General features: G+C 61.6%; 21 protein-coding genes and 2 tRNA genes. 18 read left to right on the top strand and 5 right to left on the bottom strand.

What is annotated here, in order from left to right:
• Positions 1 to 207: 207 nt before the first annotated feature.
• From AC2ETI_RS22755 to AC2ETI_RS22690, 14 genes are all read left to right on the top strand, one after another.
• Positions 208 to 981 carry a hypothetical protein gene (locus AC2ETI_RS22755; protein WP_225989407.1) on the top strand — a complete coding sequence of 258 codons (774 nt, stop codon included), beginning with the start codon at positions 208 to 210 and terminating at the stop codon, positions 979 to 981.
• Between the two features lie 532 nt (positions 982 to 1513).
• Entirely contained in the window at positions 1514 to 2209 is a 696-nt protein-coding gene (locus AC2ETI_RS22750; RefSeq protein WP_326839284.1) for an Imm52 family immunity protein, read from the top strand.
• A gap of 279 nt (positions 2210 to 2488) precedes the next feature.
• The gene (locus tag AC2ETI_RS22745) at positions 2489 to 2992 is read left to right on the top strand and encodes a hypothetical protein (protein WP_223257877.1); all 504 of its coding nucleotides are present in this window, start codon (positions 2489 to 2491) and stop codon (positions 2990 to 2992) included.
• 92 nt (positions 2993 to 3084) lie between these two features.
• Positions 3085 to 4080, top strand: coding sequence for a prenyltransferase/squalene oxidase repeat-containing protein (locus tag AC2ETI_RS22740; protein WP_047888768.1), 996 nt, complete (start codon positions 3085 to 3087; stop codon positions 4078 to 4080).
• 575 nt (positions 4081 to 4655) lie between these two features.
• Positions 4656 to 6335: an ammonium transporter gene (gene amt / locus AC2ETI_RS22735; RefSeq protein WP_230091063.1), complete on the top strand. Its 1680-nt coding sequence runs from the start codon at positions 4656 to 4658 to the stop codon at positions 6333 to 6335.
• 51 nt (positions 6336 to 6386) lie between these two features.
• On the top strand, positions 6387 to 6689 hold the full coding sequence (locus AC2ETI_RS22730; protein WP_003943837.1) for an urease subunit gamma: 303 nt from the start codon (positions 6387 to 6389) through the stop codon (positions 6687 to 6689).
• A gap of 29 nt (positions 6690 to 6718) precedes the next feature.
• The gene (locus AC2ETI_RS22725; RefSeq protein WP_003943812.1) at positions 6719 to 7156 is read left to right on the top strand and encodes an urease subunit beta; all 438 of its coding nucleotides are present in this window, start codon (positions 6719 to 6721) and stop codon (positions 7154 to 7156) included.
• A 35-nt stretch (positions 7157 to 7191) separates the two neighbouring features.
• Positions 7192 to 8910 carry an urease subunit alpha gene (locus AC2ETI_RS22720; RefSeq protein ID WP_003943847.1) on the top strand — a complete coding sequence of 573 codons (1719 nt, stop codon included), beginning with the start codon at positions 7192 to 7194 and terminating at the stop codon, positions 8908 to 8910.
• Between the two features lie 9 nt (positions 8911 to 8919).
• Positions 8920 to 9567, top strand: a complete 648-nt coding sequence (locus AC2ETI_RS22715; RefSeq protein ID WP_007731715.1) for an urease accessory protein UreE — start codon at positions 8920 to 8922, stop codon at positions 9565 to 9567.
• Positions 9551 to 10264: an urease accessory protein UreF gene (locus AC2ETI_RS22710; protein WP_060939555.1), complete on the top strand. Its 714-nt coding sequence runs from the start codon at positions 9551 to 9553 to the stop codon at positions 10262 to 10264. Before AC2ETI_RS22715 ends, AC2ETI_RS22710 begins: the two co-directional genes overlap by 17 nt.
• Positions 10265 to 10274: 10 nt before the next feature.
• Positions 10275 to 10916, top strand: coding sequence for an urease accessory protein UreG (ureG, locus tag AC2ETI_RS22705; protein WP_007731713.1), 642 nt, complete (start codon positions 10275 to 10277; stop codon positions 10914 to 10916).
• Entirely contained in the window at positions 10913 to 11860 is a 948-nt protein-coding gene (locus AC2ETI_RS22700) for an urease accessory protein UreD (protein WP_037119126.1), read from the top strand. Before ureG ends, AC2ETI_RS22700 begins: the two co-directional genes overlap by 4 nt.
• 34 nt (positions 11861 to 11894) lie before the next feature.
• Positions 11895 to 12938 (top strand): urea transporter, encoded by a 1044-nt coding sequence (gene yut, locus AC2ETI_RS22695; protein WP_134998575.1) that lies wholly within the window; start codon positions 11895 to 11897, stop codon positions 12936 to 12938.
• A gap of 88 nt (positions 12939 to 13026) precedes the next feature.
• The gene (locus tag AC2ETI_RS22690; protein ID WP_483634417.1) at positions 13027 to 13953 is read left to right on the top strand and encodes a D-isomer specific 2-hydroxyacid dehydrogenase family protein; all 927 of its coding nucleotides are present in this window, start codon (positions 13027 to 13029) and stop codon (positions 13951 to 13953) included.
• Here the strand turns inward: AC2ETI_RS22690 and AC2ETI_RS22685 are convergent.
• Both AC2ETI_RS22685 and AC2ETI_RS22680 read right to left on the bottom strand, forming a co-directional pair.
• Positions 13947 to 14354 carry a DUF4259 domain-containing protein gene (locus AC2ETI_RS22685; RefSeq protein ID WP_020968164.1) on the bottom strand — a complete coding sequence of 136 codons (408 nt, stop codon included), beginning with the start codon at positions 14352 to 14354 and terminating at the stop codon, positions 13947 to 13949. The two genes, AC2ETI_RS22690 and AC2ETI_RS22685, sit on opposite strands and share 7 nt — an antisense overlap.
• A 25-nt stretch (positions 14355 to 14379) precedes the next feature.
• A complete protein-coding gene (locus tag AC2ETI_RS22680; RefSeq protein ID WP_046377763.1) occupies positions 14380 to 15000 on the bottom strand; it encodes a LysE family translocator in 621 nt (206 codons plus the stop codon).
• Positions 15001 to 15399: 399 nt separating this feature from the next.
• Between AC2ETI_RS22680 and AC2ETI_RS22675 the strand changes: the two genes are divergently transcribed.
• Positions 15400 to 16410, top strand: coding sequence for an alpha/beta hydrolase (locus AC2ETI_RS22675; RefSeq protein ID WP_042950377.1), 1011 nt, complete (start codon positions 15400 to 15402; stop codon positions 16408 to 16410).
• A 20-nt stretch (positions 16411 to 16430) separates the two neighbouring features.
• Here the strand turns inward: AC2ETI_RS22675 and AC2ETI_RS22670 are convergent, their stop codons facing one another.
• The 3 genes from AC2ETI_RS22670 to hisC form a co-directional block, all read right to left on the bottom strand.
• Positions 16431 to 17300: an MYG1 family protein gene (locus AC2ETI_RS22670; protein WP_042950378.1), complete on the bottom strand. Its 870-nt coding sequence runs from the start codon at positions 17298 to 17300 to the stop codon at positions 16431 to 16433.
• A 37-nt stretch (positions 17301 to 17337) separates the two neighbouring features.
• Positions 17338 to 19032 (bottom strand): bifunctional metallophosphatase/5'-nucleotidase, encoded by a 1695-nt coding sequence (locus AC2ETI_RS22665; protein WP_020968166.1) that lies wholly within the window; start codon positions 19030 to 19032, stop codon positions 17338 to 17340.
• 100 nt (positions 19033 to 19132) lie between these two features.
• Complete coding sequence (gene hisC / locus AC2ETI_RS22660; protein ID WP_046377764.1) at positions 19133 to 20209, bottom strand: histidinol-phosphate transaminase; 1077 nt, start codon at positions 20207 to 20209, stop codon at positions 19133 to 19135.
• Between the two features lie 61 nt (positions 20210 to 20270).
• On the opposite strand from hisC, the gene AC2ETI_RS22655 reads away from it, so the two are divergent.
• The 3 genes from AC2ETI_RS22655 to AC2ETI_RS22645 all read left to right on the top strand — a co-directional run bounded on the left by AC2ETI_RS22655 (position 20271) and on the right by AC2ETI_RS22645 (position 21333).
• Positions 20271 to 20990, top strand: coding sequence for a dienelactone hydrolase family protein (locus AC2ETI_RS22655; RefSeq protein WP_483634416.1), 720 nt, complete (start codon positions 20271 to 20273; stop codon positions 20988 to 20990).
• A 96-nt stretch (positions 20991 to 21086) separates the two neighbouring features.
• Positions 21087 to 21178: transfer RNA gene (locus tag AC2ETI_RS22650), tRNA-Ser, on the top strand.
• Between the two features lie 82 nt (positions 21179 to 21260).
• Positions 21261 to 21333: transfer RNA gene (locus AC2ETI_RS22645), tRNA-Arg, on the top strand.
• Positions 21334 to 21410 lie beyond the last annotated feature (77 nt).

Below are 21410 nucleotides of genomic sequence, written 5' to 3'. Positions count from 1 at the left end.
CGTGCAGCAGTCGGCCTGCTGACCGAACGACCGGAGGTTCGCCTACCGAAAGGCTCGCGCCGGCTGTGACACCAGAAGTTACGGCCAAGCTCACGTCCGCAGGTGATGGTGTTCTTAAGAACAAGCTGCTCAGATAATGGAGGATGCGTTCGACGAGGTCATCGGGATGGAGAACATCAACATCATCGTATTTGGAGGGGAGTGAAAGTGCCTACGTCATCACTGCGCCGCAATCCTACGGTGGGCTTGACAGTGAAGGTCATTCCACGAAAGGGTGCGCCTGAAAGCGAGGCCGTCACGGCCGCGCTCGTTGCACGTTCGCTACGATTGCTTCGCGACATCGATCCTGTCTTCGACGTCGACTTGTACCAAACAGTAGGCGATGCCCTCCCCGACGGTGCCGGACTCGAGCAAGCCTTGGCGTCGAATATCCGTCAGATCCTTGTACCTCCGACGGAAAAATCGATCGAAGCCGCATTGATCGAGCGCAGACGATCCCCTGATGCCACCGGCGGTATGTATCCCCTCTCATTGGGACGACATATGACCCTGTATTCACCCGCTGGAGACGTCAAAGTCGTTGTTAGTTTCGGGGGCACCTCAGGGTCCGGCGCATTCGCATGTGCCTTTGCCGACGAATCACTGATTTCGCTGGCATTGAAGCTCGTTCAGGGGCTAGCCGATATCTGGGACTCGCGTGTCACCGTGCTCTACCGCCGAACCGAATCATCGCCTCAGTTCAACGTACCGGGTGACGCGATCGTGGGCAGTTGCACCTACTTCGGTCCTGAGTTGCCGATCGAGGAAACGCAGCTCCCGCCCAGCGTGGAGGCATTTCCCTACCAGGACGGCACAATCGTCATCCAGAAGAATCTGTCCACGCCGTTAACAGTCGAGGACATCCGAAGCATCCGCGCAGCAGCAGGACTGCCGACCGAACGACCGGAGATTCCTCTACCCAAAGGTTTCAGACGGCTGTGAGCCCTACGTTGGGCGCACTCGGGGCTGCCTGCAGGTAGGGATGGCGCGGACCGACCAGCCTGCCCGCAATTACCGCGCCGCGGTCCCGATCCGGCTACGCACCAGCTGATCGACGCTCCGGGTGGAGTGCCACCGCGCGGCATACCCGCCATCGACGGCACAGTTCCACCTGCCGAGCATGATCAACCCTCTGTTCCGTCCGTGAATGAACCTGCACGCCCGGATCCCGCGATTCCGGAACCCTCGCAACCCACTTTCCCGGCGATCCCGATCGTGGCGAGTGGGAATCACTCTCGCCCGGTGGGATTGGCGATCCGGGGTCGAACCCGAGACCCGAGAACTCCACCCTGGAGGCTCCCTCGCCAGGTCGCACCGAGGAACCAAGTGTGCCGACTCTGCCTGATGTCGGTCAGGTGCCGGTGAATCCGGATGCCCCCGGCGCTCCGCAGCAACCCGGACCACAACTGTTCAATGACAATGATTTGCCGAGAACGACTATGACGATCGCAGAGTGGCCGGAAAGGAAAGGTCGATGAATTCGGATCGTGGCGCGACAGTGATCGGGTATTGGGGCCCTCGGACGCAACCGGTAGAAGGCATTGCAGCGGAGGTGTTCTCGTTTCTTCATAGTCTGAGGAACATTGATCGAGCACTTGGAGAAGCTTGGGTGTTTTCGCCCGAGACTGCCTTCGAGTCGACCGATCTAAGCGTGGAAGTCCTAGCGAAAATCTTCCGGGCAGCGAAGGATATCGAAGGGCAATCCGTTGCTGCCTTCGACCTTGGCTACATCGTGAGTTTGTTGCACCCGGACAGATATCAGTTCTTGAGAATCCAATTCTCTCTCGGCCGGAATGTTCCGAGGGTTCCGAATCTCGTCAACGTCACCCTCCCCCCGGAGAAACAAGCAATCGGGGAGGCGTCGCAGTTGCTGACTGCACGCGTCGGGGACGCGATCATGAAAGCGATCATCGAGCATTGGTCGCCGGAGTCTGCGCGGTGGGGGACGCGGGAGTACCGCAATGCGCAGGGAAATGAGGTCAGCGAAATCGAAGTCGGGTGGGAGACATACATCCAGTCCGGGATCGATCTCGATCACAGCAAACTGCCCGTCGTCGCCGTACTGGAGGAACTCCCCAACGGAACGCTGATTCGGTTGGGCGAGAAACCGTTAGACGTCAACTTCGACGACATCCTGGCGGTGCGGGAAGCACTGGGTTACCCGGTCTAAGACGCCGCGTGACCGCCGACCCTTGCTCATGTCGCGACACGTAGTCGGACGGAGACTATTACGCAGTGGTTGGAAAGGACGGGGCGATGAGCTTTTTCGGGCGATGGCCGACGGTAGCCGGATATTGGGGCACGCGGGTGCAGTCGAGTCAGGAGGTGGCGCAGACGATGCGCGCTTTCCTCGACGACCTGGAAACGATCGACCCGGAGTTGGCGTTGCCGTGGGTGTACACCAAAAAAACTGGACAAAGGCCCCGCGGATCTCAGTGTGGACGGGTTGGTGAAAATCTTCGAGCATTCCCGCTCGAAGGAGGTGGGATACTCGGACACCCCCGGACCGGGGTACAGCATCGGTTTGTCGCCCGAGGACGGGACCGCGCGGCGGATCATCTCCAGGGTCGGCGGCTTAGAAACCAGCGCCCCCAACAGTGTCCGGGTGTCGTTGCCGACGGAGACGCAGCTCACCGACAGCACCCGGCAGCTGCTCGGCCCTGACATCGGAGACGCGATCATGAAAGTTATCGTCAAGCATTGGAAACCGGATCGAGCTCGGTGGAGCATCGGCGACTACATAGATCTTCAGAATCGGTCGAAAGGTGAGGTCGAGGTGGGATGGGAAACATACTTCCATTCCGGAGTTAGGTTCGATCGCAGCGCGCTGCCCCAATCTGCGGTGGTAGAGGAGTTGTCCACTGGCACGTTGATTCGGTTGGGGGACAAGCCAATGGAGGTCGCTGCCGCCGACATCGTGGCGGTGCGGGCGGCGTTGGATTACCCGGTGTAGGCCACGCAATGGGTCCGGAGTTCACCATTGCATCAGACGTCGAGAAATGCGTTAACCGGATGGCCTGCTTCGCCTTTCGATAGTATTGCCAGATGGCACCCCGAACCGACTTGCTCGCGTGGCTCCTCGACTCGGATCCAGCGATTCGGTGGCAGGTGGAGCGCGATCTGTTGAACGAAGCGCCCACTGTGTGGGCGGCGACGCGCGCGTCGATCGCTACCAAAGGATTTGGTGCACGCCTGCTTTCATTGCAGGACCGAGACGGCCAATGGGCGGGTGGGGCGTTCTTCCCGGCAGAATTCGACTTCGCGGGACCCGAAGCAGCAGAACAAAGTTCGCAACCCTGGACGGCAACAACCTGGACGCTCAACTCCTTGCGTGAGTGGGGCCTCGACGCCGGTGTTCTGCGGGAGCGTCGAACCGCAGAACTGCTCGCGGAAAACTGTCGCTGGGAGTACGAGGGCCGGCCGTACTGGGACGGTGAGGTCGATTGCTGCATCAACGCCTGGACGGTGGCAAACGGTGTGTGGCTCGATGTTTGCGTTGATGAACTCGCTAATTGGTTTGTGCGGCATCAACTTCCGGATGGTGGGTGGAACTGCGAGTGGACCGAAGGTTCGACGCGATCGTCGTTTCATTCGACGCTCAATTCACTCAAAGGGCTTCTCGCGTACGAGATCGCGACCGGGGGAACGGATGAGACGCGCGCGGCTCGGCGATCCGGTGAGGAGTACTTGTTGCAGCGCGGTCTGTTCCGGCGACTCTCGACCTGCGAACCGGTGGGGCCCTGGGTCGGCCGGTTTGCGTACCCGTTCCGGTGGCGTTACAACGTGCTCAACGCAGCCGACTACTTCCGCGAAGCGTCGTTGTCGTATGGAAATGAGCCTGATCCGCGAATGGCGGACGCGATCGAGATGATCCGGGTCGCTCGAGCCTCGGATGGGACGTGGCTCCAGGCCGGTCGCCAACCGGGGCGGGTGTGGTTCGAGGTCGACACAAAGGCGGGAGAGCCGTCGAAGTGGCTGACTGTGTCCGGCATCCGAGTGCTCGCCTGGTGGGATCAATCCTCCCTTCTAGGTTCTGCATAACAAAAGAGTTACAGCGAGAGTTTTTTCACCTTCAAAGGTTATCGAAAGGTGATCTTCGACTTTCCGGTCGAAATATCCAGTACGGATGAAGAACATATTAACGACAGGATTGCCCTCAGTGCAGTGAAGGTTAGTCATCTGAACAGGTGAGAAGATGTTCGGTGAAATTACCTACCCGATTGGATAGGCGGGTCACCGACGTTGGTAATCAAACAGGGCGCTCGCGGCTGTCTTGGTTAGGGAGCTAAGTCCCGAGCTGGAAACGGCATTTCTGCTTCGAAAGTGTCGCTCACCTGCGGCTACGTTCCCCATTTTGCAAGACTTAAACCACTTTCGGTGAGAATTGGTCCCGCAATTGTAGGTTGTGGAGCGTCCGCAATGTTTAGGCAAAGTCCCATCTTTTCCCAGAACAATGCTCTACTAAACGTGAAAACCGGATGTTCCCCCGATTTTGCTGAGAAGGTGCAACTATGGGGCGTAGCGTAACTGTCGCAGCGAACCGGAACATCGCGAATTGCTGCTCTAACCAATGACTTTGTTCAGGTCCGAATAATGCTCGGAGGTCGTCGATGTCGATGGAAATGGTGTTAGCCGAAGCAGTGATAGACAGTGGGGACACGGCGTGGGTGCTGATCTCCGCCGGCCTGGTTCTCTTCATGGTTCCCGGACTCGCCTTCTTCTACGCCGGTCTGGTGCGCGGTAGCAGTGCGCTCGTCATGTTGCAGCAGAACCTCGTCCCACTCGGACTCGTCTCGATTACCTGGGTCGTGTTCGGATACAGCTTCGCGTTCAGCGGAGACTGGGGTTCCGGCTTCCTCGGTGACTTGAAATTGTTCGGCTTGCAGGACATACACACAGCCGCCGCCCCGGGCTTCCACCTGATCGAAGGTGCAGTCGCGGTACCGACTCTGGCGTTCGTGGTCTATCAGATGATGTTCGCGATCATCACGCCCGCGCTGATCACCGGTGCGACCGCAAACCGGCTCAAGCCCTTGGGCTGGGCCGTTCTGCTCGTGCTGTGGTCGATCATCGTCTACCCCCCGATTGCGCACTGGCTCTTCAATCCCGAAGGCTGGCTGGCGCTCCGAGGAGCTCAGGACTGGGCCGGCGGAATTGTCGTCCACGCATCCGCCGGTGCCGCCGCCCTGGCAATCTTGCTGGTGGTCGGTAAACGCCCGGGATGGCCCAACGCCGAGGCAGTCCCGCACTCGGTGCCCCTGGCGTTGATCGGCGCAGGCATCCTGTGGTTCGGCTGGTTCGGATTCAACGCAGGCGACGGATTGGCCGCCGATGGTGTTGCGGCACAAGCCTTGATGAACACTCACATAGCCGCAGCGGGCGGCATGGTCGTCTGGCTCGTCATCGAAAGGTATACCGAGGGCAAGGCCACGGCGATCGGTGGGATCACCGGCGCGGTAGCCGGTCTCGCGACCGTCACCCCCTGCGCCGGCTTCGTCAGCACCTTCTCCGCGTTGGCGATCGGCGCGCTTGCCGGACTGGTCTGCCACTTCGCGCTCGCGCTCAAGTCGATCTTCAAGTTCGACGACGCGCTCGACGTCATCGCGGTCCACTTCATCGGCGGCATCCTCGGTTCACTCCTTCTCGGTTTGTTCGGCGAAAAAGCCATCAATTCGATCGGCCGCGACGGACTCTTCTTCGGCGGCGGCGCCGGACTACTCGGCGAGCAGGCGCTGGCGTTGATCGTCGTCATCGCTTTCTCGTTCGTGGTGACCTGGCTGATCGCCACGGGCATCGAGAAGACCATCGGTCTCAAGCTGGCCCCGAAAGACCAGGTGGACATCGACCGTCGTCAGCAAGGCATGGACGCATACCGCTACAACGCCGCGTTCGTCGACGCCGGTGGTGCGCCGCAGACCAGCGGGTTCGACTCGGGGGTCCTGGTCGAGGGGACAAAACTTGTTCCGAACCTCGCCGCCCCGAAGCACGAACTCATCACCGCGGTATTGCAGACCATCGAGTCCGAGAAGCTTCGGGAGGCGCTGCTGGCTGCCGGAGCGGAGTCGATAGTCGTATCGGAAGCGCATGTCTCCGCGAGTGACTCGGCCTCGCTCAAGTTCCGCGGACAACGCAACGACGTCGTGTTCACCGAGCGGTTGCGTGTCGAGGTGTTGGTCGCCTCGGAACATGCCCAGGCGGTTCTGGACGCGATCAACGAGTACTCGGGCGGCAGGCGGAGCGGTTTTGTCCAGCAAGCGGCCGAACCACTCACCGAAGCGACGGAACAGGGGAGCTGACATGTATTCGACGACAGGGAGTTACCGCATGATCGACAAGGAGCGTTCGGAATGCATCTGACACCGCGAGAACTCGACAAGCTGACAATTCTCATGTTGGCGGATGTCGCACTGAGGCGAAAGGCAAAGGGGCTCAAACTCAATCATCCGGAGTCCGTCGCAGTCATCACTGCAGCCGCTCTGGAGGGAGCTCGGGAGGGCAAGACTCTCGAGGAGGTCATGGCCGACGCATCGCACGCCTTGACGGTCGACGACGTGATGGAAGGTGTCGCGGAGATGATTCCGCGTGTGCAGGTCGAGGCGGTGTTCCTCGACGGTAGCCGGCTCGTCACCGTGCACTCTCCGATCCAGTAGCCCGACCGAGATGTCAGGAGCACTCCAAGATGGCAAGCAAATCGACGAAGAAGGATTCCGGCGGCGAGAAGAAAGTGCCGGTCGGCGGATACGTGTTGCGGGACGAGCCGATCGAACTGAACGAGGGCCGTCCCCGTTTGAAGTTGCGAGTCCGAAACACCGGTGACCGTCCCATCCAGGTGGGTTCGCACTATCACTTCATGGAAGTCAATCGCGCGTTGTCCTTCGATCGTGAACAGTCCTTCGGCTGGCGCCTCGACATTCCAGCGGGCACGGCGGTCAGATTCGAGCCGGGCGACGAAAAGGAAGTGACGTTGGTGCCGTTCGGCGGCAAGCAACGGGTTCAAGGCTTCAACGGACTTGTCGACGGTTGGGCGCCGACCCACGCCGCCTACCGCCCTCGGCTTCCCGGAGCCGTCCAGCGTGCCGAAGAACTCGGCTTCCTGTCCGAACCTCAAACCGACTGATTCTCGTTCACGGCGGACGAAGGAGAGCGACACCCATGACAAGCATTTCGAGACAAGAGTATTCGGGCCTTTTCGGGGTCACCACGGGTGACCAGATCAGGCTCGGCAACACCGACCTGTACATCGAGGTCGAGGAAGATCTTCGAACCATCGGCGACGAGTCGATCTACGGCGGCGGCAAGACGCTGCGCGACGGCATGGGCCAGGATCCGGAGTCGTGCAGCATCGACGGTGCGCTCGACCTCGTGATCACCAACGTGGTCATCGTCGATGCGACCATCGGGGTCGTCAAAGCGGACGTGGGAATCAAGGACGGCAAGATCGTCGGCTGGGGCAAGGCGGGAAACTCCAGCACGATGGAAGGCGTCACTCCGGGGCTGACCACCGGTCCGGCGACCGACGCGATCTCCGGTGAGCAGATGATTCTCACTGCCGCCGGCATCGATCCGCACGTGCACCTCGTGTCACCACAACAGGCGTACCACGCACTCAGTGGGGGAGTGACGACGCTGATCGGTGGTGGTATCGGCCCGACCGACGGAACCAACGGCACCACCATCACTTCCGGTATCTGGAACATGGAGATGATGCTCAAGGCCAATGAGGGTTTGCCGGTCAACGTATGCATGCTGGGCAAGGGCAACTCGTCCGGGCATCAGTCGTTGGTCGAACAGATCAAGGCCGGTGCGGCCGGACTGAAGGTCCACGAGGACTGGGGCGCAACCCCGGCCACAATTCGTGAGTCTCTGCGGGTGGCAGACGAAATGGACGTTCAGGTCGCCATTCACACGGACACACTCAACGAGGCCGGATACGTCGAGGACACCATCGCGGCCTTCGAAGGCCGTACCATTCACACCTATCACAGCGAGGGCGCGGGCGGCGGTCACGCACCCGACATTCTGCGGGTGACGGGAGAGGACAACGTACTTCCGGCGTCGACCAATCCGACGTTGCCGTACGGCATCAATACTCAGGCCGAGCTCTTCGACATGATCATGGTCTGTCACAACCTCAATCCCAAAGTGCCCTCCGATGTTTCGTTTGCCGAGTCCCGCGTTCGCGCCGAGACGATCGGTGCGGAGAACGTACTGCAGGACATGGGCGTCATCTCGATGTTCTCGAGTGACTCACAGGCGATGGGCCGCGTTGGAGAAAACTGGCTACGCGCGATCCAAACAGCGGACTGTATGAAGCGGTCCCGCGGAAAGCTGCCAGAGGATTCACCGACGCACGACAACTTCCGCGTGTTGCGCTACGTCGCGAAGGTCACGATCAATCCCGCGTTGACGTTCGGTCTTTCGCATGTGGTCGGGTCGATCGGTGTCGGGAAGATGGCGGATCTTGTTCTCTGGGAGCCCGCATTTTTCGGTGCGAAGCCGAAGACGATCATCAAGAACGGTCTGATCAGTTGGCATGCCATGGGAGATCCGAATGCGTCGCTCCCGACACCACAACCGGTGATCTACCGGCCGATGTTCGGTGGATTCGGCAAGGCGTTGCCGCAGAGTTCGGTCTCGTTCGTCTCGCGAGCGGCACTCGACGACGGCATCAAGGACCGGCTCGGTCTCGAACGTCAGGTTGTTGCTGTCGAGGGGACCAGAACAGTCACCAAGCGTGATCTGGTTCGCAACTCGGCCACTCCGGAAATCAAGGTGGACCCGGAGACCTTCGCGGTGACTGCGGACGGCGTCCACGCATACGTCGAACCTGCCGAATCCATTCGCTTGAACCAACTTTACTTCTTCAGTTAGGGGTCTCCTGTGTCGGGAACAATCACACACACGCACGGCGCCGATGCGACGCCACACACGCACGGCGAGATGACCGCGCCGAGCGGAAAGCCGACGCGAGTCGACGCGCTTCTCGGGAAGGAGACCGACGAGGAGTGGGCCGGTCGACTCGACAATGCGGTAGTCGACGTCTTGTCGCTCGATCAGTGGGAAGCGCAGAAGAGTCGGTTACGACGCACCACGATCGGTGGCCGTGAATTGGCCGTCTCGCTCGATCGTGGTATTCAGTTGCAGGACGGCGACATTCTGCTGTGGGACGAGCCGGCGAACACCGTGGTCGTGGCCAGGATCAACCTCAAGGACGTGTTGGAGATCGACCTGAGCGCGCTGGTCGACGTCACGCCCGAGAAGATGATTCAGACGTGCCTGGAGTTGGGACATGCCGTGGGTAACCAGCACTGGCCTGCGGTGGTGAAGGGAATGAAGGTCTACGTTCCGTTGACGGTCGACAAGGCGGTCATGGGCTCGGTGATGCGGACACATGCTTTCGAGGGCATCGAGTACACCTTCATCCCGGGCGCCGAGGTCATTCCCTACATCGCTCCACACGAGGCGCGCCGTTTGTTCGGTGCGGCCGCGCGTGAGGGCGAGGGGCATACCCATGACCCTCTCGTCTGAGGGATCCGGGCTCAGCATCAACCGTGCGATGCGGATGATGCAGTTTTCCGATTCCATGTTCCCGGTCGGTTCCTTCTCGTTCTCCAACGGTTTGGAATCGGCCGTGGCGCAGGGAATTGTCACGGGCGGTCCGTCGCTGCGGGAGTTTGTGCTCTCGGCCACCCATCAGGGTGCGACGTGCGACGGTATCGCCGTACTCGCGGCGCACCGGGGCGCGACCGCCGGTGACTTCTCGGCGATCCTCGCCGCTGATCATGCAGTGATCGAACGCAAGCTCAACGAAGAAGCACGCACGATGAGTACCCGGATGGGTAAGAAGTTGGCCGAACTCGGCGGGCGCTTGGCCGGTGAGACCTTGTTCAATAAGTGGTTGGCCGCGATCGCATCGGGGGAGACGCCGGGTACCTACCCCGTCGGCCTCGGAATTGCTTTCGCGGAGATGGGTTCTCCGGAGGAGGACGCTTTCACGGTCAATCAGTACGGTGTCGCGATGACGTTGCTCGGCGCTGCCCTTCGCATCGTCCGAGTAGATCACCTTGCGACACAGGAGATTCTGTTCGAGGTCAATCAGAGCGCCGGCCGTGAGTACGCCGCAGTGCGTGATTACGGACTCGACGACATGTCCAATTTCGCCCCGATGATCGACATTCTGGCTGCGGTGCACGTCAAGGCGCACGTCCGAATGTTCATGAACTAGAAGGAGAACGATGAAGAAGACAACGCGCATCGGAATCGGCGGACCCGTGGGTTCGGGTAAGACCGCACTCATCGAGGCGATCACGCCGGAGTTCATCAAGCGGGGCACCAGCGTTCTGATCATCACCAACGACGTGGTCACCACCGAAGATGCCAAGCATGTGCGCAAGGCTCTCAAAGGTGTTCTCGTGGAGGAACGTATCGTCGGCGTGGAGACGGGAGCCTGCCCCCACACCGCCGTCCGCGAAGACCCGAGTATGAATCTCGCGGCGGTCGAGGACATGGAGAAGACGTTCCCCGACACCGACGTGGTGTTCATCGAAAGTGGCGGCGACAACCTCACACTGACGTTCAGTCCGGCTCTCGTCGACTTCTTCATCTATGTCATCGATGTGGCCGCAGGCGACAAGATTCCGCGCAAGAACGGTCCGGGAATCTCGCAGTCCGACATCCTGGTCATCAACAAGACCGATCTCGCACCGTACGTCAACGCCGATCTCGGAGTCATGGATCGCGACTCCAAGGGGATGCGCGGCGACAAGCCGTTCGTCTTCACCAATTGCATGACCGGGGAAGGCATCAAGGAAGTGGTGGACCTCATCGTGCACGGAGTCCTCTTCGACGAAGAGGAAGTGGGAGCGAGCGCACCGTGAGCGCACCGCCCGCCCCGGGAGCATCGCGGGCGCTCCCGGGTCCGATCCCGACCATCCCGGAACTCGACCAGTACCAGGACCAGCCGAAGCAGGCTCCGGCCGGCAAGGTCGGGAAGACCGGCGTTCTCGAGATGCGATTTGTCGACCGTGGCGACAAGACGATTCTGCGGGACATGTACCGCAAGACACCGTTGCTCGTTCAGCAGGCGCTGTACTGGGACGAAGCGTTGCCGACCATGCCGTGCGTCTACATGATCTCGACGTCCGGCAGTGTGTTGCAAGGTGATCGACTGTTCCTGACCATCGAGATGGAGCCGGGTTCTCTCGCGCACGTGACCACTCAGTCGGCCACCAAGGTTCACCGGATGGATGCCAATCACGCGTCGCAACTCCAGAAAGTGGTGCTCGCGGAGAATTCGTATCTCGAACTGATGCCGGGGGTGACGATCCCACACCGCAACGCGAGGTACTACGCGCGCACCGACATCACGGTGGATCCGACTGCAACGCTGTTGTTCTCGGAGATCGTGATGTCGGGTCGCAAGTACCACGACGGCGGAGAGATGTTCGTCTACGACCTGTACTCCACAATGATCAAGGCGGAGCGTCCGGACGGGAAGAACCTCTTCACCGAGAAGTTGGTGATCGAACCGGCACGCTTCCCTGTGCGATACGGCGGAATCATGGGCGACCACGACGTGTTCGGCAATGTCATCTTGCTGACACCGAAGGAGCATGCCGACGCGATTCTCGAAGAGGTAGTTCCGGGCCGTGACGGCAAGGTCGTTTCCGGAGCGAGTCGGCTACCGAACGACGCCGGTCTCATCTTCAAAGTCCTCGGTCCGGAGAGCGAACCCGTCAAGGCGAAGGTTCGTGATTTCTGGTCTCTGGTGCGAAAGGCAGTTCTGGACACCACCATTCCGCCCGTCCCGCTCTGGGGATGACGCGGATCGCCTGATAGGGATCGAGGAACGCGCGATGACCACCATCACCAAACCGTGGGACGACGTCGCGGACAAGAACGTCGTGCTCAGATTCATCGACACCAATCTCAAAGGCTCCGGGCAGGTGATGTTCCAGGGCAATGCGCTGACGGGCCTGCTGTTTCTGGTCGGTATCTTCTGGGGAGCGATAGCCGCGGACACGATCACCGTCGCGATCGGTGCCGTGGTGGGTCTGGTGGTATCCACCGTCACCGGCATGATGCTGCACTCCGACGACGATTCGATGCGTATCGGCCTGTACGGATACAACGGAATTCTTGTGGGAGCTGCATTTCCGACGTTCCTTGCCGGTGGCGTGATGCTGTGGATCTACCTCGTGGTGGGAGCTGCCGCGTCGACCATCGCGTTCCTGGCTGTCGCCAATGTCTTCAAGACCTGGGGCGTACCGGCGCTGACCTTTCCGTTCAACCTCGTCAACTGGTTTTTCCTCCTCGCGGCGTTCCAGTTCCTGCGGATCGAAACGTCAGACCTCAGCGCGGGCCAGTTTCCCCAGCACATCGGGGACGCGTCAGTTCATGCCGACATCACTTTCAGCTTCCTGTGGGACACGCTGTTCCGCAACGTCTCCCAGATCTTTCTGATCAACAACACCGTCACCGGCATTATCTTCGTGATCGCGCTGCTGGTCGCGTCGCGTTGGGCGGCGTTGTTCGCGCTCATCGGTTCCGCGATAGCGATGGGTTCGGTACTGGCGCTGGGCGCAAACACCGTCGACATCGGCAATGGTCTCTACGGGCTCAGTTCGGTGCTGACGGCAATTGCTCTCGGATCGGTGTTCTACAACCCGTCGTGGCGTGTGTTCGTCTACACCGTCTTCGGAGTACTGGTGACTGTTGTCATCCACGGCACGCTGGTGTCTGCGTTCGCTCCGATCAGCCTGCCGGCCGGAACGGGCCCGTTCGTCTTCGCGACGTGGCTGTTCCTGCTGCCGAAGAAGAAGTTCGTTCCCATCCAGCACGACACCATCGAGGGCGGAGCGGCCGAAGGCAAGGATTCGATCGCAAAGGCGAACGGCTAGACGGGCCGAATTGGCGAGGCGCCCGTACGCTGGGGCACACCGATGAGTTGATCCGATCGCCCCGCCACTCTCGAAGGAACGCACCTACATGACAGACTCCAGCGCCCCTCGCATCCATCTCGGCCCCGTCGAGGATCCGCACATTGCCGACGGAATTCGCGGAGTCGGTGGGGTTCTCGTTCCACTCGCCGAGGCAGAGGGCGTGGTCTGGGTACATGGTCCGGACACGTTCCCGTCGTCGCTACCTGACTCGGTTCGTTGGGTGCAGTTGCCCTTCGCCGGGATCGAGCCCTGGTTCGACGCCGACGTGATCGACGACAAGCGGGTCTGGACGTCCGCTGCCGGGGCCTACGCGGGCAATGTTGCCGAACATACGATGATGCTCCTCCTCGCCGGAGTGCGTTCTCTCCCCGAACAATTGGCGACGCAGTCGTGGCGAAAAGAAGAGTTCGATCCACGGGTGGGCACCTTGCAGGGCTCGACAGTGGCGATCATCGGTTGCGGCGGAATCGGCCGTGCGTTGATCCCGTACCTCGCCGCGTCCAAGGTCAGAGTCATCGCCGTCACCCGCTCGGGAACCCCCGTCGAAGGTGCCTCCGAAACGCTCTCGGCCGATCGAACCGGTGAAATCTGGTCCCAGGCGGATCACTTCGTGATCGCAGCACCGTCGACGTCCGCGACGCGGCATCTGGTCGGCAAGGCTGAATTGGACCAGATGTCGGAGTCGAGCTGGATCGTGAACATTGCACGCGGCAACCTGGTCGACACGGACGCGCTGGTCGATGCTCTCGAAGCTGGTTCGATCGGCGGGGCGGCACTGGACGTCACCGACCCCGAGCCGCTGCCGGACGGGCACCGGTTGTGGAAGCTGCCCAACGCGATCATCACTCCGCACGTCGCCAACCCGGCTACGACGCTCACGCGTGTGCTGGCAGATCACGTGGCCGCCAACGTCGCTCGATTCGCTGCGGGTGAGGACCTTGCTGCGGTAATCGATCCGTCGGCGGGCTACTGAACCGACAGAACACGCAGATCCTCGAGACCGTCCACGACGGGAACGCGCCACGAGGCAAGCTCTTCCGGTCCCTGCTCGTCCCACAGTTCGAACAGTTCCGAATCGGTCGAGGAGATGGTGCGCTCCACCATCTCGATCAGCCAGGTGAGCCGTTCGCTGGTCAGGGCCGAGGTGAAGGAATCGAGATCGAGGTCCTGGGCGGCGGGGTCGCGTTTGCGATCGGCGCGCACGATCAACACCAATTCGAGCAAGGCGACGGCGATTTGGCCGCCGTCCACCTCGAGGTAGTCGTCCTCGAATGCCCACTCCACCGATTCGAAGGTGAAGTCACCGTGTCCGATGGACGCGATCAAATCCCCTGCACCGTCGTTATCGAACGGTCCCGATCCCCACGCGCCCACTGTCTACTCTTTTCCGATTGCCGTGTCAGCGCGCTTCGAGCGCGATCTTCGCTCCGAATCCTAGAAGAACTGTTCCGGTTATGCGCTCGAGTGCCTGTCGCACTCGGGGCTTCTCGAAGGTGCTACGCGCTCGCGAGAGAAGGACCACGTAGCCACTGAGCCACACGATGGTGATCGCTGCGTGGATGAGCACCAGCAGCGCAAGCGATGGTCCCGTCGGCCACCCGGCCGGAACCAGCTGCGGCAGCAGTCCGGTGTAGAAGACGGCGATCTTGGGGTTGAGCAGGTTGGTGGTGAAGCCCGTCTTCCACGTTCCGGCCTTCTGCGACCGTGGAGCGTCGGCATTGTGTTGCATCCGCGACGTCCGGCTCTCCCACAGTGTTCGCACACCGAGATAGATCAGATATGCAGCACCGGCGAGCTTGACGACGGTGTACGCCTCCGCCGACGCGGCCAGGATCGCCGACAGTCCGAGGACGGTCAGCAGGCCCCACACCAGAAGGCCCGAGACGATGCCGGCCGCTACCCGGAATCCGGCGGATCTGCCGGCGCCGAGAGCAGCCTGTGTCACGACGGCCATGTCGGGCCCCGGGACCAGGGTCAGTAGGGCGAGCACAGCTGTGGCGGCGAGGAGAGCGGTCAGCATGCACCAAGTATGAAGCCGGGGTGGGGAGCGTTCTCGGTCGGTGGTGTCGTCCCTGTGAACAAAGAGTGGCGCGGTGGAGTGAACTGCATGGACACGCCCGGAAACCGCTGTCGTGCCCGGCATGTTCGTCAAAGTTATGCACACTGTGGGGAAACGAAAAGATGCAGGTAGAAGGAATGACTTCGGTGTAATTCATTCTTTAGTCCACAGGTTATGCACAACTGGGAAGTGGATGTGAATGAAGTTATCCACACCTGTGTGTGCATCGGTGGAAAACTGTCCAACTCCATCGGATACCCGCGAGTAATAAATCCCAACCAGTGGGTTGACCTCGGGACGTTCGTCCTGTCCAATCGAGGGTTAGCGATAGTCGTGCGATGCTCAGGGGGCGCTTGACGGATGCGGAGATTTGGGTTTGTCGGGATTGTGTTGGTCGTGCTCGCGCTTGTTGTGGGCGGAGTGGCATATGCCGAACCGGCGCCCGAAAATCCACCAGGAGATCTGACAGGTCAGACCGGGGCTCACATCAATCGCATCGAGCAATTGTCGCCCACTCGTAGCGCCGTGTTCGTCGATTCGCCGGCTATGCGGCGCGAGGTGCAAGTGCAGGTTCTGCATCCAGCGTCGAGTGCCGGTTCGCGTCCGTCCTTCTACCTACTCGACGGCGTCAGTGCCGGTTCGGAATCCGGATACTCCGAAAGCACCTGGACTCAAAAGACCGACATCGAAGCGTTTTTCGCCGACAAGAACGTCAACGTCGTTCTCCCTGTTGGCGGTACCGGCAGTTTCTACACCAACTGGAAGAACGACGATCCGAACCTCGGTGTGAACAAGTGGGAATCGTTTCTCGCTGAAGAGCTTCCGGCGTTGATCGATTCTGCGTTTTCCGGAAATGGGATGAATGTGGTCGGCGGGGTGTCCATGGGTGCGCTCGGCGCGGCCAACCTCATCACACATCACCCGAAGCTCTATACCGGATTAGCCTCGTACAGTGGCTGTCTCGACAACTCCGAGTCGTCTTCGCAGGATTCCGTGCGGCTCACAGTGGCCAGTAAGGCAGGCGACGCCACCAACATGTGGGGCCCGGCGTCGGACCCCGACTGGCAAAAGCACGACCCGTCCACCAATGCTGAAACGCTGCGAGGAAAGACGATCTACGTTTCCTCGGGCACGGGCGCACCCGGAGAATACGACAACATCTTCACCCCGGGCGGCCTGCAGACGGCCATCGAAGGCGGGCCGCTCGAGGCACTGGCAAACACGTGCACGCAACTGTTCGAGGCGAGGTTGGGGGAGTTGTCGATTCCCGCAGTGTTCGCGTATCGAAACGTCGGCACCCATTCATGGCCGTACTGGCAAGACGCGCTTCACGATTCCTGGCCGACAGTGAAGACCGCCCTGGGAATGTGAAGTGGGCTGTGAGCTGAGAACTACTCGGCCAGTGCCAGTTCGAGCAACTGGAGGGCGCCGTCACGGGTCTGCGCAGCCGCGATGAACCCAGCTTTGTGGCAGAAGACCGAACTGTCGACGCCCGTCTCGGCGGCAAGGTCCGAGCCGTTCAGGCCGCGCCACGGCTCCGGCAACAGCTTTCGTGAACCGAACTTGGAGTCAGCGGGCTTGACCGTCTGAATCGACCAGCCGCCGTTGGTGTTCGGGAAGATGGTGAACAGAAGTTCTGGCTGGGCCGACGCGGCGCGGCCGTGGGGAACGAAGCGTTCCAGCACGACGAAGCGCGGATCCGTTGCTTTCTCGTAGGTCTCGGTGAACTCGCGCTCGGCTGCAGCGTCGCCGGCGTACTTGGCGCGCAGGCGAATCAAGACCTGAGTTGCGAGAACCACGGCCAGCTCGAACTGGGTGTCGAACTCTTCGTCGGTGGACGAGATCGGATTGAACAGGTCCAGCACCGACGACAGATCAAAAGGCTTGGTGCCGTAGTCGTTGAGGGTGTAGATCTCCTGGCCGTTGTCGACGGCGTCGATGCTCTCGACCAGACGACTGTCGATTCGGCGGAAAACGGAGGCGTCGCCTTCGCAGAACTGCAGGCCGTATTCCTGCCAGAGCAGACCGAAAGCGGAGTACAGGATGCCGTTGCTGCGCTCGCCGGCATCGCGCTGGTGATGGTCGAAGCGACCCTCGGCCGGGTTGTAGCGACCGCCGACGTCGAGCACGATGTCCGCGCTGTCGAGGACGGACTCGTCACGGCTGCGAACGACGGTGGCGTCGGGGTACAGCTGCTTGAGCAGCGATACGCCGAAGACGTCGTCTGCATGGAACTTGCCGTTATGGGTCGCGATGATCACCCGTCGAGACTAGGCAATCGAGCGGGGGGATGCCTATTCAGCCGACGGTGCGGATGCGATCGGTGGCAGGCGGCGAGACCGGGGACCCGGCTGCGAACAGGGCAGTCAAGGCGTCGAGGTCGTTGCCCGCGCCGGTCATCTGGGTGGAGTTCTTCAGTGCGGTGAAACCGTCCCCGCCCTCGGCGAGGAACTTGTTCACCACGACGCTGTAGACGCCGTCGGGGGCGATGTCCTGCCCGTTCAAGCGCATTTCCGAGATTCGCGAGCCCGGCGCTGCTCGCCGGTCCATGGCGTAGGTGAAGCCCGCGGACGGGGAGAGGATGCGCTCGGTAGCGGTGCCGTCGAGGTCGATCTGGAATTGCTGTTCGAGAGCGTCCTTCAACACCGCTCCTGTGACGGAGAGCACCTCGAGGCTGTTACCGAAGGGTTGAACACCGTAGGCCTGGCGGTAGGTGACCTGGCCGGAAGTGCCGAAGTCCAAGTCCTCGCGCATGCCGCCCGGGTTCGTCAACGCGAGTTGAGCCCCTCGTGTCGATCCGGCGGCGAGTTGAGCGTCGGCGACCAGGTTGCCGAGTGTCGATTCACCGCTGGGGACGCGGTCCCGTGTCAGATCGGCGGTGATGGTCCCCACCGGTCGCTGAGCGCTTTCCGACGCCTCCGACCAGGCCCTGTCGGCGAGAGCCTGAATATCGGGATCCGGCGAAATATCGTGTGTCACTATCTGATTGAAAGCGGACGTCTGATCGCGAACCACCTCGCGGGTGTTGCGGTCGATGGTGACGTCGGCGACGGACACGATCCGGCCGTGCGAAGCGCCCTGCATGACGACTCTGGGATTGCCTGCGGGATCAGGGAATTCGCAGTTGTACTGCTGGTGGCTGTCGGCGGTGAAGATGACGTCCACCTTCGGTGAGGCACGAAGGGCGATGTCGCGGGCCGGGCCGGACTCGACGTTGCAGTCGTTGGGCCCACCTTCGACGGCCGGTTCGTCCCCACGGTGCAGGAGAACGGTGATGGCTTTGACGCCGAAGAAGTCGAGGACATCGGCGGTGCGGTTGATCGCTTCGACCTCGTCGCCGAACTGCAGATCGGCGATCCCGCCCGGTGTCACGATCTGCGACGTGTTGGCGGGGGAAATCGCGATGACTCCGAGCGGAATGCCGTCGACCATGTTCACGGTGAAGGGCAGCGTGGCCGGAGTGCCGTTGGTGTACGTCATGTTTGCGGCCATCAGAGGGAAGTTGGCGCCGCCGAAGGACGGACTGAACGTGCACGCGTCGACGGCGGAGCAACCGCCGGACTGCATACGACGGAACTCGGCGAGCCCCTTGTCCAGTTCGTGGTTGCCGATCGCGGAAGCGTCGATCTTCATCCGATTCAGCAGTTCGACCGTCGGTTCGTCGTTGAACATCGCCGATTCCAATGCCGACGATCCCCAGTTGTCACCGACCGAATACAGCAGCGAGTTGGTGGCTTGGCTGCGAAGTTGCGTCACGTATGCCGCGAGATACGCCGCGCCACCTGCGGGGGTGAGCGAGCCGTCGGCCTGCCTGATCTCGCTGCGAACACCTTCCGGCGGGCGGAGGCTGCCGTGCAGATCGTTGAACGCCAGCAGACGTACCGACACCGTGTCCTGGGACTCGGCGGTGGCGACGGCACTCAGGGAGGTCGCGGAGGTGGCGAGAAGGGTTGTTGCGAGCACGGCACACGTTCGTGTCATGCGTCGCGTCATGCGTCGTGCTCCCTCACTCGGACCGGCCTCGAACCTCCCTGAGTGTGCCCGTCCGCCGAAACGAATTCCAGTCCTCGGCGTAACAGTTATGTATCGAGTGTCACGCGGTGACGCCGATGCCCGCAGCCTGCTTCGCGACGTCGGTGTTCGCGAAAGCGAGGAACGCGTCGTTCTCGTGTGGATCGCCGATGGTCATCCGGACGCCCTCGACGCCGTACTGACGGATCAGAATGCCCGCCTCGGTACTCGCCTCGGCGAAACCGGGGGAGAGCTCTCCGAGGGGGAGATAGACGAAGTTCGCCGACGACTCGGGGACGGTGTACCCGGCTTCGATCAGTGCACTGCGCACTCGCCTCCGCTCGGCGATGACGCCTTCGGTGCGGGCAAGCAGTTCGTCTGCTGCAGCCAGGGAAGCGATTGCGGCGGCCTGCGCGACAGCGCTCACGGTGAACGGGGTGTGCACCTTGCCGAGGGCCACGATGATCTCCGGATCCGCGACCGCGTAACCCACGCGGATTCCCGCGAGGCCGTACGCCTTCGAGAAGGTGCGCAGAACAACCACGTTGGGGCGGCTGCGGAACAGTTCGATGCCGTCGGCGTCCGAGCGTGAGTATTCGAAGTACGCCTCGTCGAGTGCGACGACGACGTGCGCCGGGACCGCGTCGAGGAAGCTCTCGAGCTCTGCCTTCGACAACGCATTGCCGGTCGGGTTGTTGGGGTTGCACACGAAGATCAACCGCGTGCGATCCGTGATCGCGGCCAGCATCGCGTCGAGGTCGTGGCCGAAGTCCTCGGTCAGCGGAACCTTGACGGAGACGGCATGGCCGACCTGGGTGACCACGGGGTACGCCTCGAACGACCGCCACGCGTAGATGACCTCGTCACCCTGATCGCAGGTGATCTGCACGAGTTCTTGGCACAGCGTCACGGAGCCACAACCAGCGGCGACGTTGGCCGGCTCGACTTTCAGGAAGCTGGCCAGCGCCTCGATGAGTGCGACCGCGGCATTGTCCGGGTAGCGGTTGGCATTGGCGACCGCGTCGGCGACGGCGTCACGCACACCGGGCAACGGCCCTACGGTCGTTTCGTTGCTCGCCAGCTTGATCGCACCCGGAAAATTGCGTCCGGGAACGTAGGCGGGGATGGAGGCGAGGTCAGGGCGAATGTGTGCGGTCACGAGTCGATTATGCGCGCACCGATTTGGTGCGTAGCGGCCGTCTGCGTGTCAGAGTTAGAAGATGTCGGAAATCTTCCGGGCCACCGCGTATCTGCGCGGCGCCGAAGGGGAGGTCGCCACGGCTGTTCCGCTGACGGTGGTGGAGCCGGACGGCCCGACGCGGGGCGGGATCGTCGTCCTGCATGAAGCCCGCCAGTTCAGCCCGGCTCTGCTGAATCTGATGTGTTCGCTCGCCGGCGAAGGATGGGTCAGCGTCGCACCGCACCTGTTCCACCGCGAACCCGAACACATGCAGGGCGAGGTGTTCGGTGACAACCTCTTCGCTGACTTCGACGCGACCCTCGATTGGCTCGTCGGACGCGAAGTTCTCGCGGACACCATCGGGGTGCTCGGATTCGACGACGCCGGGACCGCCGCGATGCTCGTGGCCACCAGTCGTCCCGTCGGCGCCGCGGTGAGCGTCGCCGCCCGGGGAATCGTCGAAGCCTTGTCGGTAGATGCTCAGGCGCTCGTCGACGCGGCCACTTCCCTGCAGGCGCCGTGGTTGGCGCTGTACGGCGAGGACGATCCCAGCACGCCGCGTGAGCACGTGACTCTGCTCCGGGAAGCGACCGCCAAGGCCGACGTCGCGACACTGGTGGTCAGCTACGCCGGACTGGCTCACCGGGCGGACGAGCCGCCACAGCTGTCCGAGGACGCCGACCTCGACGAACCTGGCTCGGCTTCGATCGTCGAAGCTCAGACCCGGATCTTCGACTGGTTCGACAGCCACCTGCGGTAAGTCGACAAAACAAGGCGCTGACCACACGTTTTGCCTTTGGTGGCGAAGGGTGTGTAATCTTTCGATCCGGCGGTCCGAAAGGATCGGAACCCCCAGGGAGGCGTGCCAGAGCGGCCGAATGGGACTCACTGCTAATGAGTTGTCCCTTTTACGAGGGACCGGAGGTTCAAATCCTCTCGCCTCCGCCAAGCCGGTGATTTTGACCGGCGGGTTAGAAATGATAGAAAGTACGACGGCAAGACACGCAAGATCAGCAAGACAACAGAACATGCGCCCGTAGCTCAACGGATAGAGCACTTGACTACGGATCAAGAGGTTAGGGGTTCGAATCCCTTCGGGCGCACAAGAAAGAAGGTCACAGACTCCGGTCTGTGACCTTCTTTTTGTTGTGGTGCATTCGCGATTTTTGAATGTGTGTGA

The sequence above is a fragment of the Rhodococcus sp. MurmanLake-1 genome (assembly GCF_056945715.1).
Note: the sequence above shows the minus strand (reverse complement) of the source record. Positions and strands in the feature narration are given on the sequence as shown.